Annotated in this window: 20 protein-coding genes; 15 read left to right on the top strand and 5 right to left on the bottom strand. The window is 63.2% G+C overall.

The window, feature by feature from the left end; genetic code table 11:
• Positions 1–26: 26 nt before the first annotated feature.
• The 5 genes from dapD to AN189_RS00810 all read left to right on the top strand — a co-directional run bounded on the left by dapD (position 27) and on the right by AN189_RS00810 (position 2,971).
• Positions 27–854: a 2,3,4,5-tetrahydropyridine-2,6-dicarboxylate N-succinyltransferase gene (gene dapD, locus AN189_RS00830; protein ID WP_056029568.1), complete on the top strand. Its 828-nt coding sequence runs from the start codon at positions 27–29 to the stop codon at positions 852–854.
• Positions 854–1,147, top strand: a complete 294-nt coding sequence (locus AN189_RS00825; RefSeq protein WP_056029565.1) for a hypothetical protein — start codon at positions 854–856, stop codon at positions 1,145–1,147. Before dapD ends, AN189_RS00825 begins: the two co-directional genes overlap by 1 nt.
• Before the next feature lie 89 nt (positions 1,148–1,236).
• Complete coding sequence (locus AN189_RS00820) at positions 1,237–1,485, top strand: GlsB/YeaQ/YmgE family stress response membrane protein (RefSeq protein ID WP_056029562.1); 249 nt, start codon at positions 1,237–1,239, stop codon at positions 1,483–1,485.
• 76 nt (positions 1,486–1,561) lie between these two features.
• Entirely contained in the window at positions 1,562–2,593 is a 1,032-nt protein-coding gene (locus AN189_RS00815) for a sodium:calcium antiporter (protein WP_056029559.1), read from the top strand.
• A 33-nt stretch (positions 2,594–2,626) separates the two neighbouring features.
• Complete coding sequence (locus tag AN189_RS00810) at positions 2,627–2,971, top strand: hypothetical protein (protein WP_056029556.1); 345 nt, start codon at positions 2,627–2,629, stop codon at positions 2,969–2,971.
• On the opposite strand, the gene AN189_RS00805 is transcribed toward AN189_RS00810, so the two are convergent.
• On the bottom strand, positions 2,968–4,050 hold the full coding sequence (locus AN189_RS00805) for a Hint domain-containing protein (RefSeq protein WP_056029553.1): 1,083 nt from the start codon (positions 4,048–4,050) through the stop codon (positions 2,968–2,970). The genes AN189_RS00810 and AN189_RS00805 overlap by 4 nt on opposite strands.
• Positions 4,047–5,651: a Hint domain-containing protein gene (locus AN189_RS00800; RefSeq protein WP_056029550.1), complete on the bottom strand. Its 1,605-nt coding sequence runs from the start codon at positions 5,649–5,651 to the stop codon at positions 4,047–4,049. Before AN189_RS00800 ends, AN189_RS00805 begins: the two co-directional genes overlap by 4 nt.
• 278 nt (positions 5,652–5,929) lie before the next feature.
• Here AN189_RS00800 and dapE point away from each other — a divergent pair, with 278 nt between their 5' ends.
• Positions 5,930–7,078: a succinyl-diaminopimelate desuccinylase gene (dapE, locus tag AN189_RS00795; RefSeq protein ID WP_056029547.1), complete on the top strand. Its 1,149-nt coding sequence runs from the start codon at positions 5,930–5,932 to the stop codon at positions 7,076–7,078.
• 91 nt (positions 7,079–7,169) lie between these two features.
• Entirely contained in the window at positions 7,170–9,419 is a 2,250-nt protein-coding gene (gene rnr / locus AN189_RS00790; protein WP_056029544.1) for a ribonuclease R, read from the top strand.
• Between the two features lie 70 nt (positions 9,420–9,489).
• On the opposite strand, the gene AN189_RS00785 is transcribed toward rnr, so the two are convergent.
• Positions 9,490–9,969 carry a DUF1810 family protein gene (locus AN189_RS00785; protein WP_056029541.1) on the bottom strand — a complete coding sequence of 160 codons (480 nt, stop codon included), beginning with the start codon at positions 9,967–9,969 and terminating at the stop codon, positions 9,490–9,492.
• Between the two features lie 162 nt (positions 9,970–10,131).
• On the opposite strand from AN189_RS00785, the gene AN189_RS00780 reads away from it, so the two are divergent.
• From AN189_RS00780 to preA, 3 genes are read left to right on the top strand one after another with little or no spacing between them, the layout of a single operon-like run.
• The gene (locus AN189_RS00780; protein WP_056030634.1) at positions 10,132–11,454 is read left to right on the top strand and encodes an NAD(P)-dependent oxidoreductase; all 1,323 of its coding nucleotides are present in this window, start codon (positions 10,132–10,134) and stop codon (positions 11,452–11,454) included.
• The gene (locus tag AN189_RS00775) at positions 11,447–12,226 is read left to right on the top strand and encodes an Fpg/Nei family DNA glycosylase (protein WP_056029537.1); all 780 of its coding nucleotides are present in this window, start codon (positions 11,447–11,449) and stop codon (positions 12,224–12,226) included. Before AN189_RS00780 ends, AN189_RS00775 begins: the two co-directional genes overlap by 8 nt.
• Before the next feature lie 17 nt (positions 12,227–12,243).
• Positions 12,244–13,548, top strand: coding sequence for an NAD-dependent dihydropyrimidine dehydrogenase subunit PreA (gene preA, locus AN189_RS00770; RefSeq protein ID WP_056029534.1), 1,305 nt, complete (start codon positions 12,244–12,246; stop codon positions 13,546–13,548).
• A 69-nt stretch (positions 13,549–13,617) separates the two neighbouring features.
• On the opposite strand, the gene AN189_RS00765 is transcribed toward preA, so the two are convergent.
• Both AN189_RS00765 and AN189_RS00760 read right to left on the bottom strand, forming a co-directional pair.
• A complete protein-coding gene (locus tag AN189_RS00765; RefSeq protein ID WP_056029531.1) occupies positions 13,618–14,286 on the bottom strand; it encodes an FAD-binding oxidoreductase in 669 nt (222 codons plus the stop codon).
• Between the two features lie 31 nt (positions 14,287–14,317).
• The gene (locus AN189_RS00760) at positions 14,318–14,935 is read right to left on the bottom strand and encodes a TetR family transcriptional regulator C-terminal domain-containing protein (RefSeq protein ID WP_056030631.1); all 618 of its coding nucleotides are present in this window, start codon (positions 14,933–14,935) and stop codon (positions 14,318–14,320) included.
• 160 nt (positions 14,936–15,095) lie between these two features.
• Here AN189_RS00760 and AN189_RS00755 point away from each other — a divergent pair, with 160 nt between their 5' ends.
• The 5 genes from AN189_RS00755 to AN189_RS00735 all read left to right on the top strand — a co-directional run bounded on the left by AN189_RS00755 (position 15,096) and on the right by AN189_RS00735 (position 20,536).
• Positions 15,096–16,346: a Zn-dependent hydrolase gene (locus AN189_RS00755; RefSeq protein ID WP_056030627.1), complete on the top strand. Its 1,251-nt coding sequence runs from the start codon at positions 15,096–15,098 to the stop codon at positions 16,344–16,346.
• Positions 16,347–16,421: 75 nt separating this feature from the next.
• Positions 16,422–17,876 carry a dihydropyrimidinase gene (hydA, locus tag AN189_RS00750; RefSeq protein ID WP_056029528.1) on the top strand — a complete coding sequence of 485 codons (1,455 nt, stop codon included), beginning with the start codon at positions 16,422–16,424 and terminating at the stop codon, positions 17,874–17,876.
• Between the two features lie 6 nt (positions 17,877–17,882).
• Positions 17,883–18,713 (top strand): ABC transporter ATP-binding protein, encoded by an 831-nt coding sequence (locus AN189_RS00745; RefSeq protein ID WP_083484198.1) that lies wholly within the window; start codon positions 17,883–17,885, stop codon positions 18,711–18,713.
• Between the two features lie 72 nt (positions 18,714–18,785).
• Positions 18,786–19,703 carry an ABC transporter permease gene (locus AN189_RS00740; protein ID WP_056029525.1) on the top strand — a complete coding sequence of 306 codons (918 nt, stop codon included), beginning with the start codon at positions 18,786–18,788 and terminating at the stop codon, positions 19,701–19,703.
• Positions 19,703–20,536 carry an ABC transporter permease gene (locus AN189_RS00735; protein WP_083484214.1) on the top strand — a complete coding sequence of 278 codons (834 nt, stop codon included), beginning with the start codon at positions 19,703–19,705 and terminating at the stop codon, positions 20,534–20,536. Before AN189_RS00740 ends, AN189_RS00735 begins: the two co-directional genes overlap by 1 nt.
• The last annotated feature ends 17 nt before the right edge of the window (positions 20,537–20,553 follow it).

Raw genomic sequence — 20,553 nt, 5'->3', positions numbered from 1 at the left:
GTGTCACCAGCCAAAGGGATCATCCGATGTCCAATGCCCAACTCGAAACCGCAATCGAAACCGCATGGGATGATCGCGACAGCATCAGCCCCGCCACCACCGGCGAGGTCCGCGAGGCGATCGAGGACACGTTGAACGCCCTCGACAGCGGCACCCTGCGCGTGGCCGAACGCCACGAAAATGGCGACTGGCACGTGAATCAATGGGCGAAAAAGGCGGTGCTGCTGTCGTTCCGCCTGAACGACATGGAACCCATCAGCGGCGGTCCCGGTGGTGCGACGTGGTGGGACAAGGTCCCGTCCAAATTCGACGGTTGGGGCGAAAACCAGTGGCGCGACGCAGGTTTCCGCGCCGTGCCCGGCAGTATCGTCCGTCGCTCGGCCTTTATCGGCAAAGGCGTGGTGCTGATGCCGTCCTTCGTGAACCTCGGCGCCTATGTGGACGAGGGGTCCATGGTCGACGGCTGGGCCACGGTCGGCAGCTGCGCGCAGATCGGCAAGAACGTCCACCTGTCCGGCGGCGTCGGCATCGGCGGCGTGCTGGAACCCATGCAGGCCGGCCCCACGATCATCGAGGACAACTGCTTTATCGGGGCCCGGTCCGAAGTCGTCGAAGGCTGCATCGTGCGCGAAGGCTCCGTGCTGGGGATGGGGGTCTATATTGGCCAGTCGACCAAAATCGTGGACCGCGAAACCGGCGACGTGATGTACGGCGAGGTGCCGCCCTATTCCGTGGTCGTGGCGGGCACCATGCCGTCCAAGAACGGGGTCAACCTGTATTGCGCCGTGATCGTCAAACGCGTTGACGCACAGACCCGGTCCAAGACCGGCATCAACGAGCTGCTGCGCGACTGATGATCGTCAGCCGTTTTGTCGCCCGCCGCCGGATCGCGGCGGGCGTCCGCCCCGGCTGGTTCGCGGCCTGGGGCCTTGTGGCGCTGGATGCGCTGATGTTGCTGGCGGCGCTGGGCCTGATGTTCATGCCCGTCATGTCGCTGATCTATGCCAACCAGCCACCTGTCACCGTGACGGTCGGCATCTTTTTCATCCTGTTTTTCCTGCCGATACAGGTGGTGTTGATCCTGTCGTCGCTCTGGGCTGCGAAATCACGATATGTGGATCCGGACGACAAATTCACAACGCTGTGATAATTCTGTGGAACCTCGTCCAAGGCTGAGGCGTTCTGTCGCGGAATACCCCGGCCACGGGGTGAAATTTTTAATCGAAGGAAAACCTTATGGGCTGGTTAGCAGCAATCATCGTCGGCGGCATCGCCGGCTGGCTTGCAGAGAAATTCATGAAATCGAACATGGGCCTGCTGGCCAACATCGGTCTGGGTATCCTGGGCGCGATCGTGTTCAACTTCATCTTTGGCACACTGCTGGGTCTCTATGCCGCTGGCGCAAGCTTTAGCCTTGGCTATCTGTTTGTCGGCTTTGTCGGTGCCTGCATCCTGATCTGGATCGCGCGCAAGGTGCGTAGCTGATCCTCTTTGATCAGGACCGACAGACAAGGCGGCGCGCAGGTTTGCGTGCCGCTTTTTTAGTTAAAGGCCATCGCACATGATCGCGAATCTGCCCCTACCGCTGCTGCTCCTTGTTTTCATCCTCGCCGCTGCGGCTGTCGTCGTGTCGTCGATCAAGGCAACGGGGTTGGCCGATATCATCGCCGACCGCACGCGCATGGGCGAGGCGCTGGCCGGTGGTCTGATACTGGGTGCCGCCACGTCGCTGGCCGGTGTCGTGGTGTCGGTGGATGCGGCGATCAGCGGTGATGCAAGTTTCGCCTTTTCAAATTCGGTCGGCGGGATCGCGGCGCAGACGCTGTTTCTGGCGCTTGCGGATATCATCCACCGTAAGGCCAATCTGGAACATGCGGCAGCGGAACCGGCCAATCTGTTTCAGGCGGTCATGCTGATCGTGCTGCTCTCGATTCCGCTGTGTGCGATGGCCGGTCCTGATATGGCGTATTTCGGGGTGCATCCGGCATCGATCCTGATGTTCCTGGCCTACCTTGGCGGCGTAAAGCTGACGCAGACCGTATCGGAACAGCCGATGTGGCGACCGGTACAGACCCGCGACACCCGCACCGATGAACCCGAAGACGACGACGAAAAAGACCGCTCGGCATTGCGCCCGGCGCTGATTTTCCTGGCACTCGTGGCGGTGATGGGTCTGGGAGGTTACGTCATTTCCCAGGTCGGTGGCAGCCTGATCACCCGGTTCGGTCTGGCATCATCCCTGGTGGGTGCCGTGATTACCGCCGTGGTGACGTCACTGCCGGAATTGGTGACGACACTGACGGCAGTCAAACGCGGTGCGCTGCAACTGGCGGTGGGCGGCATCATCGGCGGCAACACCTTTGACACGCTGTTTCTGGTTGCATCCGACGTCAGCTATCGCGACGGGTCACTGTTCCATGCGGTCAGCGGTACCGACCTGTATTGGCTGGCAACGGGTCTGCTGATGACAGCCGTCCTGCTGGGCGGTTTGATCCTGCGACAACGCGCGGGTCCGGGCCGGATCGGCATCGAAAGCGTGTTGTTGATCGCGATTTACGCGGCAGCCTTGGCCGTCCAATTCACCGCCGCTTGACAATCGGGTGCCTGCCGCGCGACTGCTGGCGACATGAACAAACGTGTGCAACAGGTCTATACGCTGCTGGTCGAGGTTGGCCGGTCCAAGGATGATGGTCTGCCAAAGGGCGCAACCGGGGCCGCGCTGATGTGCTATGCCAGCGGTGTGGACGAGGCAGAGGCCGTGCGCGAAACCGTGGCGATCCTGAAACAGGCTGATTTGTCACCGCTGGACGTGTCGGGCTACGGAACGCTGGATGAACGTCTGGCCGAAGGTCACGACATTCCCGACGAGGAACGTGCGCTGATGCAGCGGGCGCTGGACGAAAACAGCGTGATCGTGGCGCAGATGACCCCGTTCTACGAGGGTGACGAAAACGACGACGCCGACGATTAGGCGGCGCGCGATTCACACAGTGACCGCACCTCGTAGTGTTTCAGGCGCAATGGCGCTGGTCCGGCGTCCTGCGGAAACAGTTCCTTGGGCAAATTCCTGAGCACGGACAATGACCGCAGGACAGGGTCGGCCAGCAGATCGCGGGCGTTCAGCGATTCGCACGCCACCCCATGGATCTGCATCGGCACCGGGCGATCCAGCAAGACATGCCAGTAGGTTTCAAGCACCTGATCCGGTTGCAGGCGCGGTGTCAGACCTTCGAGCAGGTCACCGGCGCGGGCGATGACCGTGCGGGTGTCGAACAAATAGTCCACGGCGGAATGGTGAAACCTGATCTGCTGGCAGGCGGCACAGTCGATGTCGCGCAGTGCACCATAGAACGGCGCCTTGACCCGCAGGGGACGGAACCGTGCGCGCGCAGGCAAGGTCACCGCACCGGTCCAGCGAACCTGTGCCATGCTGCCTGTCGCGGTCTGCACCAGATCGCCGGGGCGCAGCGACTGGATGCTGCGACGGCCTGTCTGGGTGATGACCTGCGTCTGACCGTCCAGCGATGGCAGCGGTCCGACCGGGACCTGATCGGTCGCAATCGCGGCAAAGCGGACGCCAGGGGCAAGATAGCACTGACGGCGGTCCATCATGATGCGACGGGCGTCGCGCAGGGTCGGCGGCAGCGGCGCATCCAGCACGCGATAGGCCAACGCGCCGGTGTCGGGGAATTCAGCCGACAGGCTGGCCCGTCTGGCTGGCGCGTCCCAGTTGAAAACGATGGTGACCGAAACGGCGCGTTCCTTGACCCCCGTGTCCAGGCGGTAGGTCCGCTGCGACCGACCCACGCGATGCCGCAGGATCACAACGCCTTCGGGTGACAGCGCAATCGACAGCGCCGTATCCCAAGGCGTTTTTGCGGCATAGGACAGCAACGTTTGTTCGGTCAGGCTGGGCAGGATCGCACAGTCCACCATCAGTGCCCCGCGCGCCATCAGCGCGTCCAGATCGCCGGGCCGTGCCGATGGCGTGGCCAGACCCCCTGTGTCAAACAGGGCGGTCCGTGCCTCGCGCAGGCCGATCCAGTTCAAAGGGCAGACCCGCGAAAGACACGCGCCTCGAACCGCTTGAGCGTGCGGCGGGCCGCAGGCCCGTAGCCACGGCCAGAGGTCCAGTCGATCTGGGGAAACAGCGTGGTGATCTCCTCGAGCGCCTCGCGGGCAAAGGCTTTTTTCATCTGGGGGCCGGGCAGGAAACTTTCGGTGGGCAGGCCCTCGGCCCAGATGACCTGGTGGCGGTCGAACATCAGATGCAGATAGGTGACGTCGCCGCCGGGTCTGGGGCGGATCGTCAGGTCGTTGACCAGATCCTTGGCTGCGACCAGCACCTCGTCCTCGCCGAACAGCAGACTGGACAGCGGGTCGCCCAGCAACACGCGATGCTGCGGCGACAGCATGAGGGCCGCGTGTTCACCCAGCGCATTCGCGGCGATGGCAATGGGGGCCAATGCGCCCTCTGCCGCGACGGTGCGACGTCCCACCCAGCGCAGGGGCTGTGCGCCGTCATCCATCGTATCGACCAGATCGCCGGGTTCCAGCGTCTCGACCGGAATGTCGCCCAGCGGCGTGCGGATCAGTGTGCCCGCGACAAAGCAGGGAACCGTGTCGACCGTGACAAATCCAAGATCGCCACCCACCTCCTGGCCCAGCCCGTTGGTGCTGGTGGTCTCGTAGGTGAAACTGACCTTTTCCTCGACGTTCGTGGTCAGGATGTCGACCGTGCCGTCGGCCAGCAGGGTGACCTGGTGTCCCGATGGCAGGATGACCGTGTCGCCCGGATTGACCGCAACGCCGTTGATATGGGTCACCGACAGCACGCCGCCGGTCGCATTCAGGTCATTGGCCAGCAGATCGACGTTCTGGGTGCCGCCCGGTGCGATGGTCACATCGTCCTGGATGGCGATGACCGTCGTCTGGATACTGTCGCCAGCGATCAGCAGGTTGGAATCGTAGTTGCTGTCAGAGGCGTCGGCGATGCCCAGCTTGATCGTGTTCACCTGGCCCGAGTTGACCGGGATCGTCAGCGTCATGCTGACGGTGAAACCATCCATTTCGGTGTTGTATTGATCGCCCGTGTTGTCCTTGTAGAGGTTGATGTTCTCGGTATCGTTGATTTCCGTCACGGACGCAGCACTTTGCGTCACCGACAGGGGGATGTGCGTGCCGTTGACCCAAACACCGACCACGTCGTTATAGATCGACGACGCGTATTCGGGGTATTCGTCCGACGCAAAGACGAACTTGATCGACATGACATTGCCGGTGGGAATGAAATTGACCGTCAGGAACGATGCATCGAATGTGCGCTGGCCTGAAATGGCCTCGAAATCCGCGTTGCCGTTCTGTCCGCCCGAGTTGGTCGACGTGTTGGTGCTGAGGTTCGGGTCGCCCGACCAGTTCCCCCAGCCCTGGGAATTGGTGAAATCCGACGCGCGCCCCGTGGACAGGATGACGCCCGTATCGCCCGGCACCACACCGGGGCTGGTGCTGTCACCGCCCGAATAGGTCGCCGAAGAATAGCTCGATCCCGAATAGGACGCGCCCACCACGATCACGCCGTCGCCAAAGATCGTCTGCGCCATTTGTGCCGCAGACGCGTTCTGGTTCATCGAAAGTTCCGATGCCGTCGCCATTTAAATGCCCCTTGCCGCAACAGCCCGGGGTCAGCGCAAACGCTTGCACAGGATCGTTGTCCCGTGTTTCGCTATATGTTGTGGTGCCTGCTCGCACTCACACCCACATTGGGGTTTGCCCTGCCTCGGGTCATTTATTCCCTTGAAGATGCACGACAAATTTCTCTGTGTCATTGAATAATCGCGCGTCGTTGCGTTCGCGTGGCGCATTGGCCACAGCATTTGCATCCTGACGGACAGCAGGCTACCGCTATGTCCCATAGCAAGAGAGGCGCGCCATGACTGACCCGATCGACCCCGTTGACCTGACAGCGCAACTGGTGCGCTGCGCATCTGTGACACCGACCGAGGGCGGCGCATTGCTGTTGCTGGAGGATCTGTTGTCAGGGGCCGGATTTGACTGCACGCGGGTGGATCGCGGTGGCGTCAGCAATCTTTATGCGCGCTGGGGACGCAAGGGGGCCAATCGCAGTTTCGGGTTCAACGGGCACACGGATGTGGTGCCCATCGGCAATCCCGATGACTGGAGCGTCGATCCCTTCGGCGCTGTCATCAAGGACGGTTTTCTGTGGGGACGTGGTGCCACGGACATGAAATCCGGTGTCGCGGCCTTTGCGGCTGCCGCCTGTGATTTTGTGCGTGACACGCCACCGGACGGTGCAGTGATCCTTGCGATCACCGGTGACGAAGAGGGCGATGCGCTCGACGGCACCACCGCGCTGCTGGACTGGATGGCGCAGAACGGCGAGGCGATGACCGATTGCCTGGTGGGTGAACCGACCAGCCCGAACCACATGGGCGAGGCGATGAAGATCGGGCGGCGCGGCTCGATGACGGCCTGGATCACCTTTACCGGCGAACAAGGCCATTCCGCCTACCCGCACCGGGCGAAAAACCCGCTGCCTGCCATGGCGCGGCTGATGGACCGGCTGGCGTCCGAACCGCTGGATCAGGGCAGCGATCATTTCGACGCCTCGACGCTGGCCATCGTGACGATGGACACGGGCAATCCAGCAACCAACGTGATCCCGGCGTCCTGCCGTGGCACGGTCAACATCCGGTTCAACGATCACCACAGTGGCGCATCGGTGACCGACTGGCTGCAATCCCATGCCGATGCGGTCGCGGCGGACACCGGCATCGCCATCACCATGAAGATCAAGGTCAGCGGCGAAAGTTTCCTCACCCCGCCCGGCCCGTTGTCCGACCTGATCGGCAAGGCCGTGCAGGCCGAACTGGGGGTCATGCCCGAATTGTCGACCTCCGGCGGCACCTCGGACGCGCGGTTCGTGAAAAATCACTGCCCCGTCGTCGAATTCGGCCTGGTCGGCAAAACCATGCACCAGGTCGACGAAAAGGTCCCCGTGCAGGATATCCAGACGCTCAAGGCCATCTATGGCCGCATCCTGCGCGACTACTTCGCCTGACGGCTTCTTCTGGTCAAAAATATCCCGGGGTCCGGGGCAGCGCCCCGGTCCGCCATTTGCAACCGGCAGGCCGCCGCACTAGGTGCTGTGCATGAAACAGATCCCTTCCAAACGCGACGTGCTGGCCTTTCTGGCCGACAATCCGACGCAGACCGCGAAACGCGATATCGCCCGTGCCTTTGGCATCAAGGGTGCGGCGCGTGTCGACCTCAAGGCGCTCCTGCGCGAGATGGAGGCCGAGGGCTCCCTGACCAAACGCAGGTCCAGCTACCGCGAGCCGGGCAAACTGCCCCCCGTCAGCGTGATCGAGGTCACGGGTCCGGATGCAGACGGCGATCTGCTGGCGCGACCCCTGGAATGGGCCGAGGACACGGACCCGCCCGTCATCCTGCTGGCGCTGCGCGCCTCTGACCCCGCGCTCGGGCCCGGTGATCGCCTGCTTGCGCGACTGACCGCCACACCGGGCGAGGCACATGCCTATCAGGGCCGCATGATCCGCCGGATCGGGACGAACCCGCAACGCATCCTCGGGGTGTTCCGCGCCGCGTCAGAGGGCGGCCGTGTCATGCCCATCGACAAGGGGTCGGACAAGCAGTGGACGATCGCCGCCGGCGCGACCAGTGGTGCCCGCGACGGCGAGTTGGTCGAAGCTGAACAGACTGGCCCCAAGGGCCGGATGGGTCTGCCCAAGGCGCGCATCCTGACCCGGCTGGGCGACCCGACCAGCGCACGCGCCGTCAGCCTGATCGCAATCCACCAGCACGGCATCCCGGACCATTTCCCGGACGAGGTGGTGGCGCAGGCCGATGCCGCGAAACCGGCACCGATGGGCAAACGCAAGGACCTGCGTGACATGCCGCTGCTGACCATTGACCCGGCAGACGCCCGCGATCGGGACGATGCGGTGCTTGTGCAGCGTGACGGTGATGGTTTCGTCATCTGGGTCGCGATTGCCGATGTGGCGCATTATGTCACCCCGGGCAGTGCGCTGGATGTCGAGGCCCGCAAACGCGGCAATTCCACCTATTTCCCTGACCGCGTCGTGCCGATGCTACCCGATACGCTATCGGGTGATCTGTGTTCCCTGCATGAACACGTCGACCGCGCCTGTCTTGCGGTCGAGATGCATATCGACGCGGACGGCACCAAGATCAGCCATCAGTTCCATCGCGGCATGATGCGGTCGGTGGCCTCGCTGTCGTATGAACAGGCGCAGGCCGCGCGCGATGGCAACCCCGACGCGCGGACCGCCCCGCTGGTCGACGATGTGATCGCGCCGCTGTATGACGCCTATGATGCGCTCAGGCGCGCCCGCGAGACGCGCCAGCCCCTGGACCTGGACCTGCCCGAGCGCCGGATCGAACTGGACGACGACGGCAAGGTGACGGCGGTCAACCACAAGGAACGCATGGATGCGCATCGCCTGATCGAGGAATTCATGGTGCTGGCGAACGTCTGTGCTGCCGAAACCCTGATCGCGAAAAAGACCCCCCTGCTGTTCCGCGTCCACGAGGAACCCAGCCCCGAAAAACTGGACGCCCTGCGCGAAGTGGCCGACAGCGCCGGCCTTGCGCTGGCCAAGGGGCAGGTGCTGCGCACGGCCACGTTGAACCGCCTGCTGGCTGCCGCGGCAGGCACAGACAGTGCTGAACTGATCAACATCGCCACGCTGCGGTCGATGACGCAGGCCTATTACCATCCAGAAAACTTTGGCCACTTTGGCCTCGCGCTGCGGGCCTATGCGCATTTCACGTCACCGATCCGGCGCTATTCCGATCTGATCGTGCACCGCGCGTTGATTGCCGCACATGGCTGGGGCAAGGACGGGCTCAGCCCCTGGGACATCGAACATCTGGACGCCACGGCCAAGGCGATCTCGGACACCGAACGCCGGTCGATGACGGCAGAGCGTGACACCACGGACCGCTATCTTGCGGCCTTTCTGGCGGACCGGGTCGGGACCGAGATCGGCGGGCGTATCGCCGGGATCGCGCGATTCGGCGTCTTTGTGAAACTGGATGGCACCGGCGCGGATGCGATGATCCCCATGCGCAATCTGGGGGCGGAATATTTCCACTATGACGCGGAAACCCAGACGCTGATGGGATCGGACAGCGGCACTGTGATCGGGCTGGGTCAGCGCGCGACGGTCCGCCTGACCGAAGCTGTCCCGACCACGGGTGGATTGCTTGCCGACCTGATCGAACTGGATGGCGCGACCCTGCCGCGTGGCCCGTCAAAGGGGCGCGGCAAACCGGGCAAACGCCGCGTCGGCCCCGCCAAGGCCAAAGCGGCCAAGACCGCACGCAAGGTGTCCCGCATCCGCAAGGCGAAGCGCTAACACTTCGCTGTTTTCGAAATATCCCGGGGGGGAGGCCGCAGGCCGGGGGGCTGGCCCCCCTTCAGGTGTATCAAAACAGCGCTGGCGGTGGTTCGCGCAGCAGGCGCTGCGTTTTGGTGCAGCGCTGCCCGCCGAACAGATCGTCCAGCGCCCGCGCATAAATCGGGTCCTGCGGGACGGCGGCTTCGAACAACGTGGCGCAGGCGCGCACCTTGTAGGCGTTTTCATCGGCCATGGTATCGGACAAGGGGCGGTCATTTTCCGTCAGCCTGCGCAGGCACGTGACCAATCGCGCACCCAGGACCGGATGCCGGGCAAATTCGCTGGCCTCTGCCGCGTCCCGCAGGGAATAGAACATCGCCATGGGGGCATCGTCTATTCCCGTCAGCACCGGAAAGACGAACCAGACCCAGTTGCCCGTCGCGCGGCCTGCCGCGAGGTCCGCCATCACCCTGTCCCAGACGCTGTCCTGCGCATCGGTAAAATGGTCGAACTCGTCTTCGTCGTCCTCGAAATCTACGTCGATCGGCGTATCGTCCATATCAAACATGCGTCCCTGGCCACTGGACCTGCATCATTGCGGATCGGATCGGGATGCGCCAGTGCCACGGTGCCGGCCGGGGCAAGTTCACAAGCTGCCTAAAATTTACCATTTGATAAAAAATAAAACCGTGCAAAGCTGATGGCGATCCAGACAACGACCGAGGCCGCCATGACATCACCTACTGCCCCCGGAATCGCCGCAGGCCGCCTGAGCGCGGATGCGCTGGCCGAAGCCTTTGCCGACCTGCACGCGCCGCTTGACCCGCACGAGGTACTGGTCGCCGCCGACCGCTGCTATTTCTGCCATGACGCGCCCTGCGTGACGGCCTGCCCGACGGACATCGATATCCCGTTGTTCATCCGCCAGATTTCCACCGGCACGCCAGAGGCCGCAGCGCGCACGATCTTTGACGCGAATATCCTGGGCGGCATGTGCGCCCGCGTCTGCCCGACCGAAGACCTGTGCGAAGGTGCCTGCGTGCGTGAGCTGGCCGAGGGCAAACCGGTCGAGATCGGTCGTCTGCAACGCCATGCCACCGATACGCTGATGGCGCAGCAGGGGCATCCGTTCACCCGCGCGCCTGAAACGGGCAAGCGTGTGGCCGTCGTCGGCGCAGGTCCGGCGGGCCTTTCCTGTGCGCACCGTCTGGCGATGCTGGGACATGACGTGACGCTGTATGACGCACGTCCCAAGCCGGGTGGTCTGAACGAATACGGGATCGCCGCCTACAAGAGCACCGATGATTTCGCCGCCCGCGAGGCTGCCTGGCTGATGCAGATTGGCGGGATCACGCTGGAAACCGGTCGTGCGCTGGGCGCGGATCTGTCGCTGGACACCCTCGCCACCGACTTTGATGCCGTGTTCTTGGGCGTTGGGCTGGGCGGTGTGAATGCGCTTGGCGCAGAGGGCGACGACAGCGACAGCGTGACGGATGCGGTCAGTTTCATCGCTGACTTGCGGCAGGCGACCGACCTGACACAACTGCCCGTCGGTCGTCATGTCGTCGTCATCGGCGGCGGTATGACGGCCGTGGATGCGGCCGTGCAATCCAAGCTGCTGGGGGCAGAGGCCGTGACCATTGCCTATCGCCGCGACCGCGACCGGATGGGGGCCAGCCGCTATGAGCAGGATCTGGCCGCCAGCCACGGTGTGCGGATCATGTTCAACGTCCAGCCGCATGCGATCCACGATGGTGAAATCGCGCTGGAATATACCGCAGACGATGGCACCGGCCTGAAAGGCACGGGCGAGATCATCCGCATTCCCGCCGACCAGGTGTTCCGCGCCATCGGCCAGACCTTGACCACAGACGGTGGCCTGATGATCGAGGATCGCAAGATCAAGGTGACGGGCGCCGGGCGAACCACGCGGATGGGCGTCTGGGCGGGGGGCGATTGTGCACAGGGTGGCGATGATCTGACCGTGACGGCCGTCGCCCAAGGGCGCGATGCGGCGATGGACATTCACAGCGCCTTGGTCCGCGATGCCTGAACTGCCCGAAGCTGATGCCGCGCGTCGCCGGATCGCGGACCACTGTCTGCACCGCACGATCGCGGGGTTCACGATCGGCGAGGTGTCGCATGTGGACCTGCCGACACCAGATCAGCTGGACCGGTTCATCGGCACGCAGCTGACGCGCACGCATCGGCACGGCAAATACATCTTTGCGGGGTCCGTGGATGGGCCCTGGCTGCACATCCATCTGGGCATGGCAGGCAGTTTGCGCATCTGGGATGCAGGCGATGACGTGCCGGATTACGCGCGATTGACCGTCAATTTCGAGGGCGGTCGCCGCCTGACGTTTCGCGACCCGCGCAAGTTCGGTCACGTGCAGCTGGTCGCCGACATCGAACGGTTTGTCGCGCAAAAGCGTCTGGGCCCCGATGCGATGCAGATCGGAGACAATGCCTTTGCCAATGTGATCGGCGGCACGCGGGGTGCTGTGAAATCCGCACTGCTGGATCAGCGCAAACTGGCGGGTGTCGGCAACCTCTGGGCGGATGAAACGCTCTATCGCACCGGCATCATGCCCGACGCCTGCGCGCGTGATCTGCCTGCTGACCGCATCGCGGCCCTGCGCCGGACGGTGCAGGACGTGATGGGTGCCGTGATGGACAAGAACGCGGACTACAGCCAGCTGCCCCGCGACTGGCTGATCCACAACCGCACCGATGGTGCCGATTGCACACGCTGCAACGGCACGATCACCAGGATGACCGTCGGCGGGCGCACATCCTACCATTGCCCTGCTCACCAGACTTAACGACGATAGGACACACCATGGCTGACCTGACCACTGATTTCCTCGGCATCAAGAGCCCGAACCCGTTCTGGCTGGCCTCGGCACCGCCCACGGACAAGGAATACAACGTGCGCCGCGCCTTTGAGGCGGGCTGGGGCGGTGTCGTGTGGAAAACGCTGGGGGCCGAGGGGCCGCCGGTCGTCAACGTCAACGGCCCGCGCTACGGCGTGATCTACGGGGCCGACCGCCGCGTGCTAGGGATCAACAACATCGAGCTGATCACCGACCGCCCGCTGGAGGTCAACCTCGAGGAAATGGCGCGGGTCAAGGCTGACTACCCCGACCGCGCGATGATCGCCTCGATCATGGTCCCCTGCGAGGAACAGGCCTGGAAAGACATCCTGCCACGGGTTCAGGAAACCAACGCCGACGGGATCGAGCTGAACTTTGGCTGCCCGCACGGGATGGCCGAACGCGGCATGGGATCGGCCGTGGGGCAGGTGCCGGAATACATCGAAATGGTCGTGCGCTGGTGCAAGAAATACTATGACCGGCCCGTCATCGTGAAGCTGACGCCGAATATCACGGATATCCGCAAACCCGCGCAGGCGGCGAAAAACGGCGGGGCCGATGCTGTCAGCCTGATCAACACGATCAACTCGATCACCTCGGTGAACCTTGATGCGATGTCACCCGAACCGATGATCGACGGCAAGGGCACGCATGGCGGCTATTGCGGCCCTGCGGTGAAACCGATCGCGATGAACATGGTGGCCGAAATCGCCCGCGATCCCGCGACCCGTGGTCTGCCCATTTCGGGCATCGGTGGCGTGTCGACATGGCGCGATGCGGCTGAATTCATGGCGCTCGGTTGCGGCAACGTCCAGGTCTGCACCGCCGTCATGACCTATGGGTTCAAGATCGTGTCAGAAATGAAATCGGGCCTGTCCCAGTGGATGGACGAAAAGGGCTATACCTCGACGGCCGATTTCGTGGGCCGCGCCGTTCCCAATGTCACCGATTGGCAGTACCTGAACCTGAACTACGTCGCCAAGGCAAAGATCGACCAGGACAAATGCATCTCTTGCGGCCGTTGCTATGCCGCCTGCGAGGACACAAGCCACCAGGCCATCGCCATGTCAGAGGACCGCACCTTCAGCGTGATCGACGCCGAATGCGTGGCCTGCAACCTCTGCGTTGATGTCTGCCCGGTCGCGGATTGCATCACGATGGAGGCGATGACCCCCGGCACGATTGATCCGCGCACCGGCAAAGAAGTCCAGAAAGACTATGCAAACTGGACCACGCATCCCAACAACCCCGGTGCGGTTGCAGCAGAATAGGGGCTCTCCCTTCTTCTGGTGTCAAATATCCCGGGGGTCCGGGGGCAGCGCCCCCGGTCCTGTCCGGACTTACCAGCCGTTTTCGGTGATGATCTGGTCCTCTGGCACGCCCATTTCCCTCAGGGCGTCACGGATGTCGTCGACGAATTCACCCGGCCCACAGACATAGCAGGGTTTGTCTATGGCGATGCCGATGTCGGCCAGCATGGCGCGGTCCAGTTTGCCCTTGCGGTGGGCCGTATCGTCCTGATCCGAAATCACATAGGTCGGCGTCACGCCCGCCATCTGGTCCCATGTCTCCTTCATGATGATGTCGCGGTCATGGGTGTTGGCAAAGATCAGGTGATCGCCGCCCACGCCTTCGCGGGCGTGTTTGTTCAGGATCGCGATGAATGGCGTTATGCCTGCACCGGCGGCCAGGAAGGTGCCGCAACCGTGGTCGGTAATGGCACCGGCCGGGTCCTCGGCCAGCCAGCGGTCGCCCGGTTGGATATCGGGGACCAGTTCCGTGACACCATCGTGGGACGGATAGGATTTGATCACGAATTCGACATGTTCGGCATCGGGATCGCTGACCATCGTGAATGCGCGGTCCGCGTCGCGCCAGCCATCCTTGTCCAGCGCCATATGGGTGGCCTGGCCTGCCTCGAATCGAAAGCTGTCGGGTTTGCTGCAAATCAGCCGATAAGTGTCGTGGGTCAGCTGTTCGGTCTTTTGGACGGTCAATGTATGGGTCATCTCGTTCTCCTTGGTTGACAGGAAAACGGATCTAACGGGCGCGTGGTTCCAAAAGACTGCGATAGAGTTGATCGAGAAAGCATTCCGCGCCGGGAAACGGGTCCTCTTCGTCCAGCACGGCGCGGATCTGCACGTCGAAATCAGCGTAGTGCTGGGTCAGTGACCAGATCGAGAAAATCAGGTGTACCGGGTCGGTGCGGCGGATCAGGCCCGCGTCCATCCAGTTTTGCAGCACCTCCGCGCGGTCATCGACCAGCGCCTTGAGGTCGGTTTTCAACAGGTCACGCACCATCGGCGCCCCTTGCAGGATTTCGTTGGCGAACAGGCGGCTTTCACGCGGGAAATCGCGGCTGAGGGCCAGTTTGCGCTGCGCATATCCCAGGATTTCCGTGATCGGATCGCCTGTCGGGTCAAGGGCGCGCAACGGGTCCAGCCAAGTGTCCAGCAGCGCGTCCAGCAGAGCGGTGTAGATCGCCTCCTTGGAGGGGAAATAATACAGCAGGTTGGGTTTCGACAGACCCGCCTCGCGTGCGATCTGATCGAGCGTCGCGCCGCGAAAGCCGTTTGCGGAAAACACCTCCAGTCCGGCGGTCAGGATCACCTTGCGATTGCGGATCTGGATGCGGGTCTTGGGCGCTGCGTCGTCCATCGGTTCTCCTGCTGCCGCTTTTTCGGGCGGTGCTGCCTGCGTGCTGTGCCGTCGCACTGGCTGCGCGGGATTGTCGCGGCGCAGGCTTGACGGATTCAGGTCCCGTGGTAGCGTGAGTTTGACCAAGCGGTCAAATCATGAATGGCGAGGGATGACGAACATGGCGGCACCGGGGGAAAATCTGCGGATCGACGGGAACCGCCTGTGGGACAGTCTGATGGACATGGCCCAGATCGGCCCGGGCATCGCGGGTGGCAACAACCGCCAGACCCTGACGGATGAGGACAGCGAAGGCCGTCACCTGTTCGCCGCATGGTGCAAGGATGCGGGCATGACCATGGCTGTCGACGAGATCGGCAACATGTTCGCGCGGCGCGAGGGCACCGACCCTGACGCGCTGCCGGTCTATGTCGGTAGCCACCTGGATACCCAGCCCACGGGCGGCAAATACGACGGCGTTCTGGGCGTGCTGGGCGGGCTGGAACTGATCCGCACGATGAACGATCTGGATATCAAGACGAGGCACCCGATCGTCGTCGTGAACTGGACCAACGAAGAAGGCACACGGTTCGCCCCCGCGATGCTGGCGTCGGGCGTTTTCGCGGGCAAGCACACGCTGGACTGGGCGAACGACCGGGTCGATGCGCAGGGCAAACGCTTTGGCGATGAACTGGAACGCATCGGCTGGAAGGGTGATGAAACCGTAGGCCAGCGCAAGATGCACGCGCTGTTCGAGTTGCATATCGAGCAGGGACCGATCCTGGAGGCCGAGGGCAAGGATATCGGTGTCGTGACCCACGGTCAGGGTTTGCGCTGGATCGAATGCACGGTGACCGGCAAGGAAAGCCATACCGGATCGACACCGATGTCGATGCGCAAGAACGCGGGACGGGGACTCGCGCTGATCACGGAACTGGTCCACGAGATTGCGATGAAAAACCAGCCCAACGCGGTGGGTGCCATCGGTCATATCGACGTCTATCCCAATAGCCGCAACATCATCCCCGGCAAGGTCGTGTTCACCATCGATATGCGGACGCATCTGCTGGACAAGCTGAACGGCATGGTCGACGAATTGATGGCGCGGGCCCCCGCGCTGTGCGCGGATATCGAGGTTGAATTCAGCGCCGAAATCGTCGGTCAGTTTGATCCGCCCGCATTCGATGAGGGCTGTGTGGCGGCAGTGCGCGGCGCTGCGGAACGGCTGGGCTATTCTCATATGGATATCGTCAGCGGCGCGGGTCACGACGCCTGCTGGATCAACGACCTGTATCCGACCGCGATGGTGATGTGTCCCTGTGTCGACGGGCTGAGCCACAACGAGGCCGAGGAGATCACCAAGGACTGGGCCAAGGCCGGGGCGGACGTGCTGCTGCATGCGGTGCTCGAGACGGCAGAGGTGGTGTCTTAGGGGCTCTGCCCCCGGCTGCGCCTCCCCCGGGATATTTTTGACCAGAAGAAGTTTGACTGAATAAGGACCACGCCCATGAGCAAAGTCATCAAGAACGGCACGATTGTCACCGCTGATCTGACCTACAAGGCGGATGTGCTGATCGAGGGCGGTGTGATCACCCAGATCGGTCCTGACCTGAAGGGGGACGAGGTTCTGGACGCGACCGGCTGCTACGTCATGCCGGGCGGGATCGACCCGCATACGCATCTGGAGATGCCGTTCATGGGCACCTATTCCGCCGATGATTTTGACAGCGGCACGCGTGCGGCACTGTCGGGCGGGACGACAATGGTCGTGGATTTTGCATTGCCTTCGCCGGGACAGGGGCTGCTGGACGCCTTGCAGATGTGGGACAACAAATCGGGGCGTGCCGCCTGTGATTATTCGTTCCACATGGCGGTGACATGGTGGGGCGAGCAGGTGTTCGACGAGATGGAGACCGTGGTGCGGGATCGCGGCATCAACACCTTCAAGCACTTCATGGCCTACAAGGGTGCGCTGATGGTGAACGATGACGAGCTATACGCGTCGTTCAACCGGCTGGCGGAACTGGGCGGCATCGCGATGGTCCATGCCGAAAACGGTGACGTCGTGGCGGAACTGTCGGCCAAGCTGCTGGCGGCGGGCAACACGGGGCCGGAGGCACATGCCTATTCGCGCCCGCCCCAGGTCGAGGGCGAGGCCACGAACCGCGCCATCATGATCGCCGACATGGCGGGCGTGCCGCTGTATGTGGTGCATACCTCTTGCGAGGACAGTCACGAGGCGATCCGGCGTGCGCGGATGCAGGGCAAGCGCGTCTGGGGCGAGCCGTTGATCCAGCATCTGACGCTGGACGAATCCGAGTATTTCAACGCCGATTGGGACCATGCCGCGCGACGGGTCATGTCGCCACCGTTCCGCAACAAGCAGCATCAGGACAGCCTGTGGGCCGGTCTGCAAAGCGGGTCACTCTCGGTGGTGGCGACGGATCATTGTGCCTTTACCACTGAACAAAAGCGATATGGCGTGGGTGATTTCACCAAGATCCCGAACGGGACCGGGGGGCTGGAGGACCGGATGCCGATGCTGTGGACTTACGGCGTGAACACCGGGCGGCTGACGATGAATGAATTTGTTGCGGTGACGTCGACCAATATCGCCAAGATCCTGAACTGTTATCCGAAAAAAGGTGCGGTGCTGGTGGGGGCGGACGCCGATCTGGTGGTCTGGGACCCGGAAAAGGAAAAGACCATTGCCGCTGCAAGCCAGGTCAGCGCGATCGATTACAACGTGTTCGAGGGCAAGCACGTGAAGGGCCTGCCTCGGTTCACCCTGACGCGCGGCCATGTTGCCGTGCACGACGGCGAGATGCGCGCGCAGGAAGGCCACGGAAAATTCGTGAAGCGTGCGCCCAACGGGTCGGTGAACAAGGCGCTGTCGTCGTGGAAAGAGCTGACCGCACCGCGCCCCGTCGAACGGTCCGGCATTCCGGCGACGGGGGTCTGAGGATAGATGGTGTCCGTGGACGGCAATCCTCAAGGCTTGGAACATTCCGCAAAAACAGCGCGATCAGCTGTGATTTCTGCTAGTTCGGTTGATCTGACCTTTCAGACCAATGACGGGCCGGTCCATGCGCTGAAGGATGTCAGTCTGGACATCGAGAAGGGCGATTTCGTCAGTTTCATCGGGCCTTCGGGGTGTGGCAAGACGACGTTCCTGCGGTGCATCGCGGGGCTGGAAACACCGACGGGTGGGGCGCTGAGCGTCAACGGGATGACGCCGGACGAAGCGCGGCGGGCGCGGGCCTATGGGTACGTGTTTCAGGCGGCGGGGCTGTATCCCTGGCGCACGATCGGCGGAAACGTGAAACTGCCGCTGGAGATCATGGGATATTCCAAAGCGGAGCAGGAGGCGCGTGTGCGCCGCGTGCTGGAGCTGGTCGATCTGGCCGGGTTCGCGCGCAAATACCCCTGGCAATTGTCGGGTGGGATGCAGCAGCGGGCGAGCATCGCGCGGGCGCTGGCCTTTGACGCGGATATCCTGCTGATGGACGAGCCGTTCGGCGCGTTGGACGAGATCGTGCGCGATCATCTGAACGAGCAGTTGTTGCAGCTGTGGGCGCGGACGGAAAAGACCATCGGGTTTGTCACCCATTCGATCCCCGAGGCGGTGTATCTGTCGACCAAGATTGTCGTGATGTCGCCCCGGCCCGGCCGGATCGCGGATGTGATCGAGAGCACTCTGCCGCGCGAGCGCCCCCTGGATATTCGTGACAGCCCTGAGTTCATCGCGATTGCGCACCGGGTGCGGGATGGTTTGCGGGCGGGGCATGCGGATGATTGAGCGTGGCGCTGATTGTGGGGGCGGGTGCCTCCGGCGGGAGTATTTCCGGCAAGATGATGCCATGGGTGCGCGATGAGATCGGTGCTGCCTGTCCTGACGATCGTGGCGTTCATCCTGGGGTTCTGGACCCTGGCGGTGGTGCCGATGAACATTCACCTGGCCGCCGATCAGGCGGCGCGGGGCGATATGGTCGTGGAACCCGATGATGCGCGGGCGCGCCAGGAGGTGGGGGCTTTTGCGCTTGCGCTGGGCAATCCGGCGGTGATCCCGATGACCTATACGCTGGACCGGCCGCGTCTGCCGGGGCCGCAGCAGGTAGTGGTGGAATTGTGGAACACGGTTTTTGCCGTGGCCCCCACGTCGAACAGGTCGCTGATCTATCACGGCTGGGTGACGTTGTCGGCGACCCTTTTGGGGTTCGGCATGGGCACGGCGCTGGGCATCGCGCTGGCCGTGGGGATCGTATTTTCGCGGACCATGGATCTGAGCGTGATGCCCTGGGCCATTGCCAGCCAGACGATTCCCATTCTGGCGCTGGCTCCGATGATCATCGTCGTCATGGGGGCGCTGGGGATCCAGGGGTTGCTGCCCAAGGCGATCATCAGTGCCTACCTGTCTTTCTTTCCGGTGGTGGTCGGCATGGTCAAGGGGCTGCGCAGTCCTGATGCGATGCAGCTGGATTTGTTGCGGACCTATAGTGCGGGGCCCGCGCAGGGGTTCTGGAAGCTGCGTCTGCCGGCGTCGGTGCCCTATCTGTTCGCATCATTGAAGATCGGGATTTCGGCGTCCCTTGTCGGGGCGATCGTGGGTGAATTGCCCACGGGTGCGCGCGCCGGATTCGGTGCGCGGATGCTGGTGGGCGATCAATACGGACAGCCACTGGTGACATGGGCTGCGTTGTTTGCGGCGGCGATCACGGCGGCAGCACTGGTGGGGCTGTTCGCGGCGCTGGAACGCGTGACGCTGAAACGCATGGGGATGGCAGCATGATGGCGGCAGCGGCGGTCATGGTGATCTGGGGCACCGGATGGTTTTTGAACCTGATGCTGGCGCGACGCGGCGCTGCGGGCGCCGGTTGGCTGGCCCCGGTGATATTTGGCCTGACGATCCTGCTGATCTGGGAGGTTTACGTGCGCATGGCGGGGGTCAGTCCGATCATCCTGCCGCCTCCATCGGCGATTGCCGTGACCTTTGCCGGGTCGCTGTCCATCCTCTGGGCGGATTTCGAGCAGACGATCCTGAAGGGGGCGCTGACCGGCTATGTGATCGGGGCGTTGGCGGCCTTTGGGGTCGCGGTGCTGGCGGATCGCAGCGATTTTCTGATGCGGGGCATCCTGCCTGTCGGCGGGTTCATGGCGGCGCTGCCGATCGTGGGGACGGCGCCGATCTTTGTCAAATGGCTGGGCAGCGACTGGCCGTCCAAGGCGGCGGTGGTGGGCGTCATGGTGTTTTTCCCGATCCTGATCAACACGGTCGCCGGGCTGCGCGACACCACCGCGATGCAGCGCGACCTGATGCGCACCTACGGCGCGGGCTATTGGCCGACCCTGATCAAGTTGCGCATTCCGGCAGCACTGCCGTTCGTTTTCAACGGGCTGAAAATTGCGACCACTCTGGCGCTGATCGGGGCCATTGTTGCTGAATTTTTCGGCTCTCCGACCGTGGGAATGGGTTTTCGGATCTCGACCAGCGTGGGGCAGCTTGCGCTGGATCTGGTCTGGGCCGAGATTGTCGTGGCGGCCCTGGCGGGGTCGGTCTTTTACGGGGGGATGGCCGGGATCGAGAGGGTCCTGACATTCTGGCACCCGAGCCAACGCAGATAACCAGACCGGGACAACCC

The sequence above is a fragment of the Loktanella sp. 3ANDIMAR09 genome (genome assembly GCF_001420005.1).
Lineage (GTDB): Bacteria > Pseudomonadota > Alphaproteobacteria > Rhodobacterales > Rhodobacteraceae > Loktanella.
This window is presented reverse-complemented; position numbering and strand designations above follow the sequence as displayed.

Bases quoted from the DNA above. Each gene is read 5' to 3' on its own strand.
- AN189_RS00745 (WP_083484198.1), top strand. From the start codon at position 17,883: ATGGTGTCCGTGGACGGCAATCCTCAAGGCTTGGAACATTCCGCAAAA.
- AN189_RS00755 (WP_056030627.1), top strand. From the start codon at position 15,096: ATGGCGGCACCGGGGGAAAATCTGCGGATCGACGGGAACCGCCTGTGG.
- AN189_RS00765 (WP_056029531.1), bottom strand. From the start codon at position 14,286: ATGACCCATACATTGACCGTCCAAAAGACCGAACAGCTGACCCACGAC.
- dapD (WP_056029568.1), top strand. From the start codon at position 27: ATGTCCAATGCCCAACTCGAAACCGCAATCGAAACCGCATGGGATGAT.
- rnr (WP_056029544.1), top strand. From the start codon at position 7,170: ATGAAACAGATCCCTTCCAAACGCGACGTGCTGGCCTTTCTGGCCGAC.
- AN189_RS00785 (WP_056029541.1), bottom strand. From the start codon at position 9,969: ATGTTTGATATGGACGATACGCCGATCGACGTAGATTTCGAGGACGAC.
- AN189_RS00760 (WP_056030631.1), bottom strand. From the start codon at position 14,935: ATGGACGACGCAGCGCCCAAGACCCGCATCCAGATCCGCAATCGCAAG.
- AN189_RS00810 (WP_056029556.1), top strand. From the start codon at position 2,627: ATGAACAAACGTGTGCAACAGGTCTATACGCTGCTGGTCGAGGTTGGC.
- AN189_RS00780 (WP_056030634.1), top strand. From the start codon at position 10,132: ATGACATCACCTACTGCCCCCGGAATCGCCGCAGGCCGCCTGAGCGCG.
- AN189_RS00820 (WP_056029562.1), top strand. From the start codon at position 1,237: ATGGGCTGGTTAGCAGCAATCATCGTCGGCGGCATCGCCGGCTGGCTT.
- hydA (WP_056029528.1), top strand. From the start codon at position 16,422: ATGAGCAAAGTCATCAAGAACGGCACGATTGTCACCGCTGATCTGACC.
- dapE (WP_056029547.1), top strand. From the start codon at position 5,930: ATGACTGACCCGATCGACCCCGTTGACCTGACAGCGCAACTGGTGCGC.
- AN189_RS00735 (WP_083484214.1), top strand. From the start codon at position 19,703: ATGGCGGCAGCGGCGGTCATGGTGATCTGGGGCACCGGATGGTTTTTG.
- AN189_RS00775 (WP_056029537.1), top strand. From the start codon at position 11,447: ATGCCTGAACTGCCCGAAGCTGATGCCGCGCGTCGCCGGATCGCGGAC.
- AN189_RS00800 (WP_056029550.1), bottom strand. From the start codon at position 5,651: ATGGCGACGGCATCGGAACTTTCGATGAACCAGAACGCGTCTGCGGCA.
- AN189_RS00825 (WP_056029565.1), top strand. From the start codon at position 854: ATGATCGTCAGCCGTTTTGTCGCCCGCCGCCGGATCGCGGCGGGCGTC.
- preA (WP_056029534.1), top strand. From the start codon at position 12,244: ATGGCTGACCTGACCACTGATTTCCTCGGCATCAAGAGCCCGAACCCG.
- AN189_RS00740 (WP_056029525.1), top strand. From the start codon at position 18,786: ATGAGATCGGTGCTGCCTGTCCTGACGATCGTGGCGTTCATCCTGGGG.
- AN189_RS00815 (WP_056029559.1), top strand. From the start codon at position 1,562: ATGATCGCGAATCTGCCCCTACCGCTGCTGCTCCTTGTTTTCATCCTC.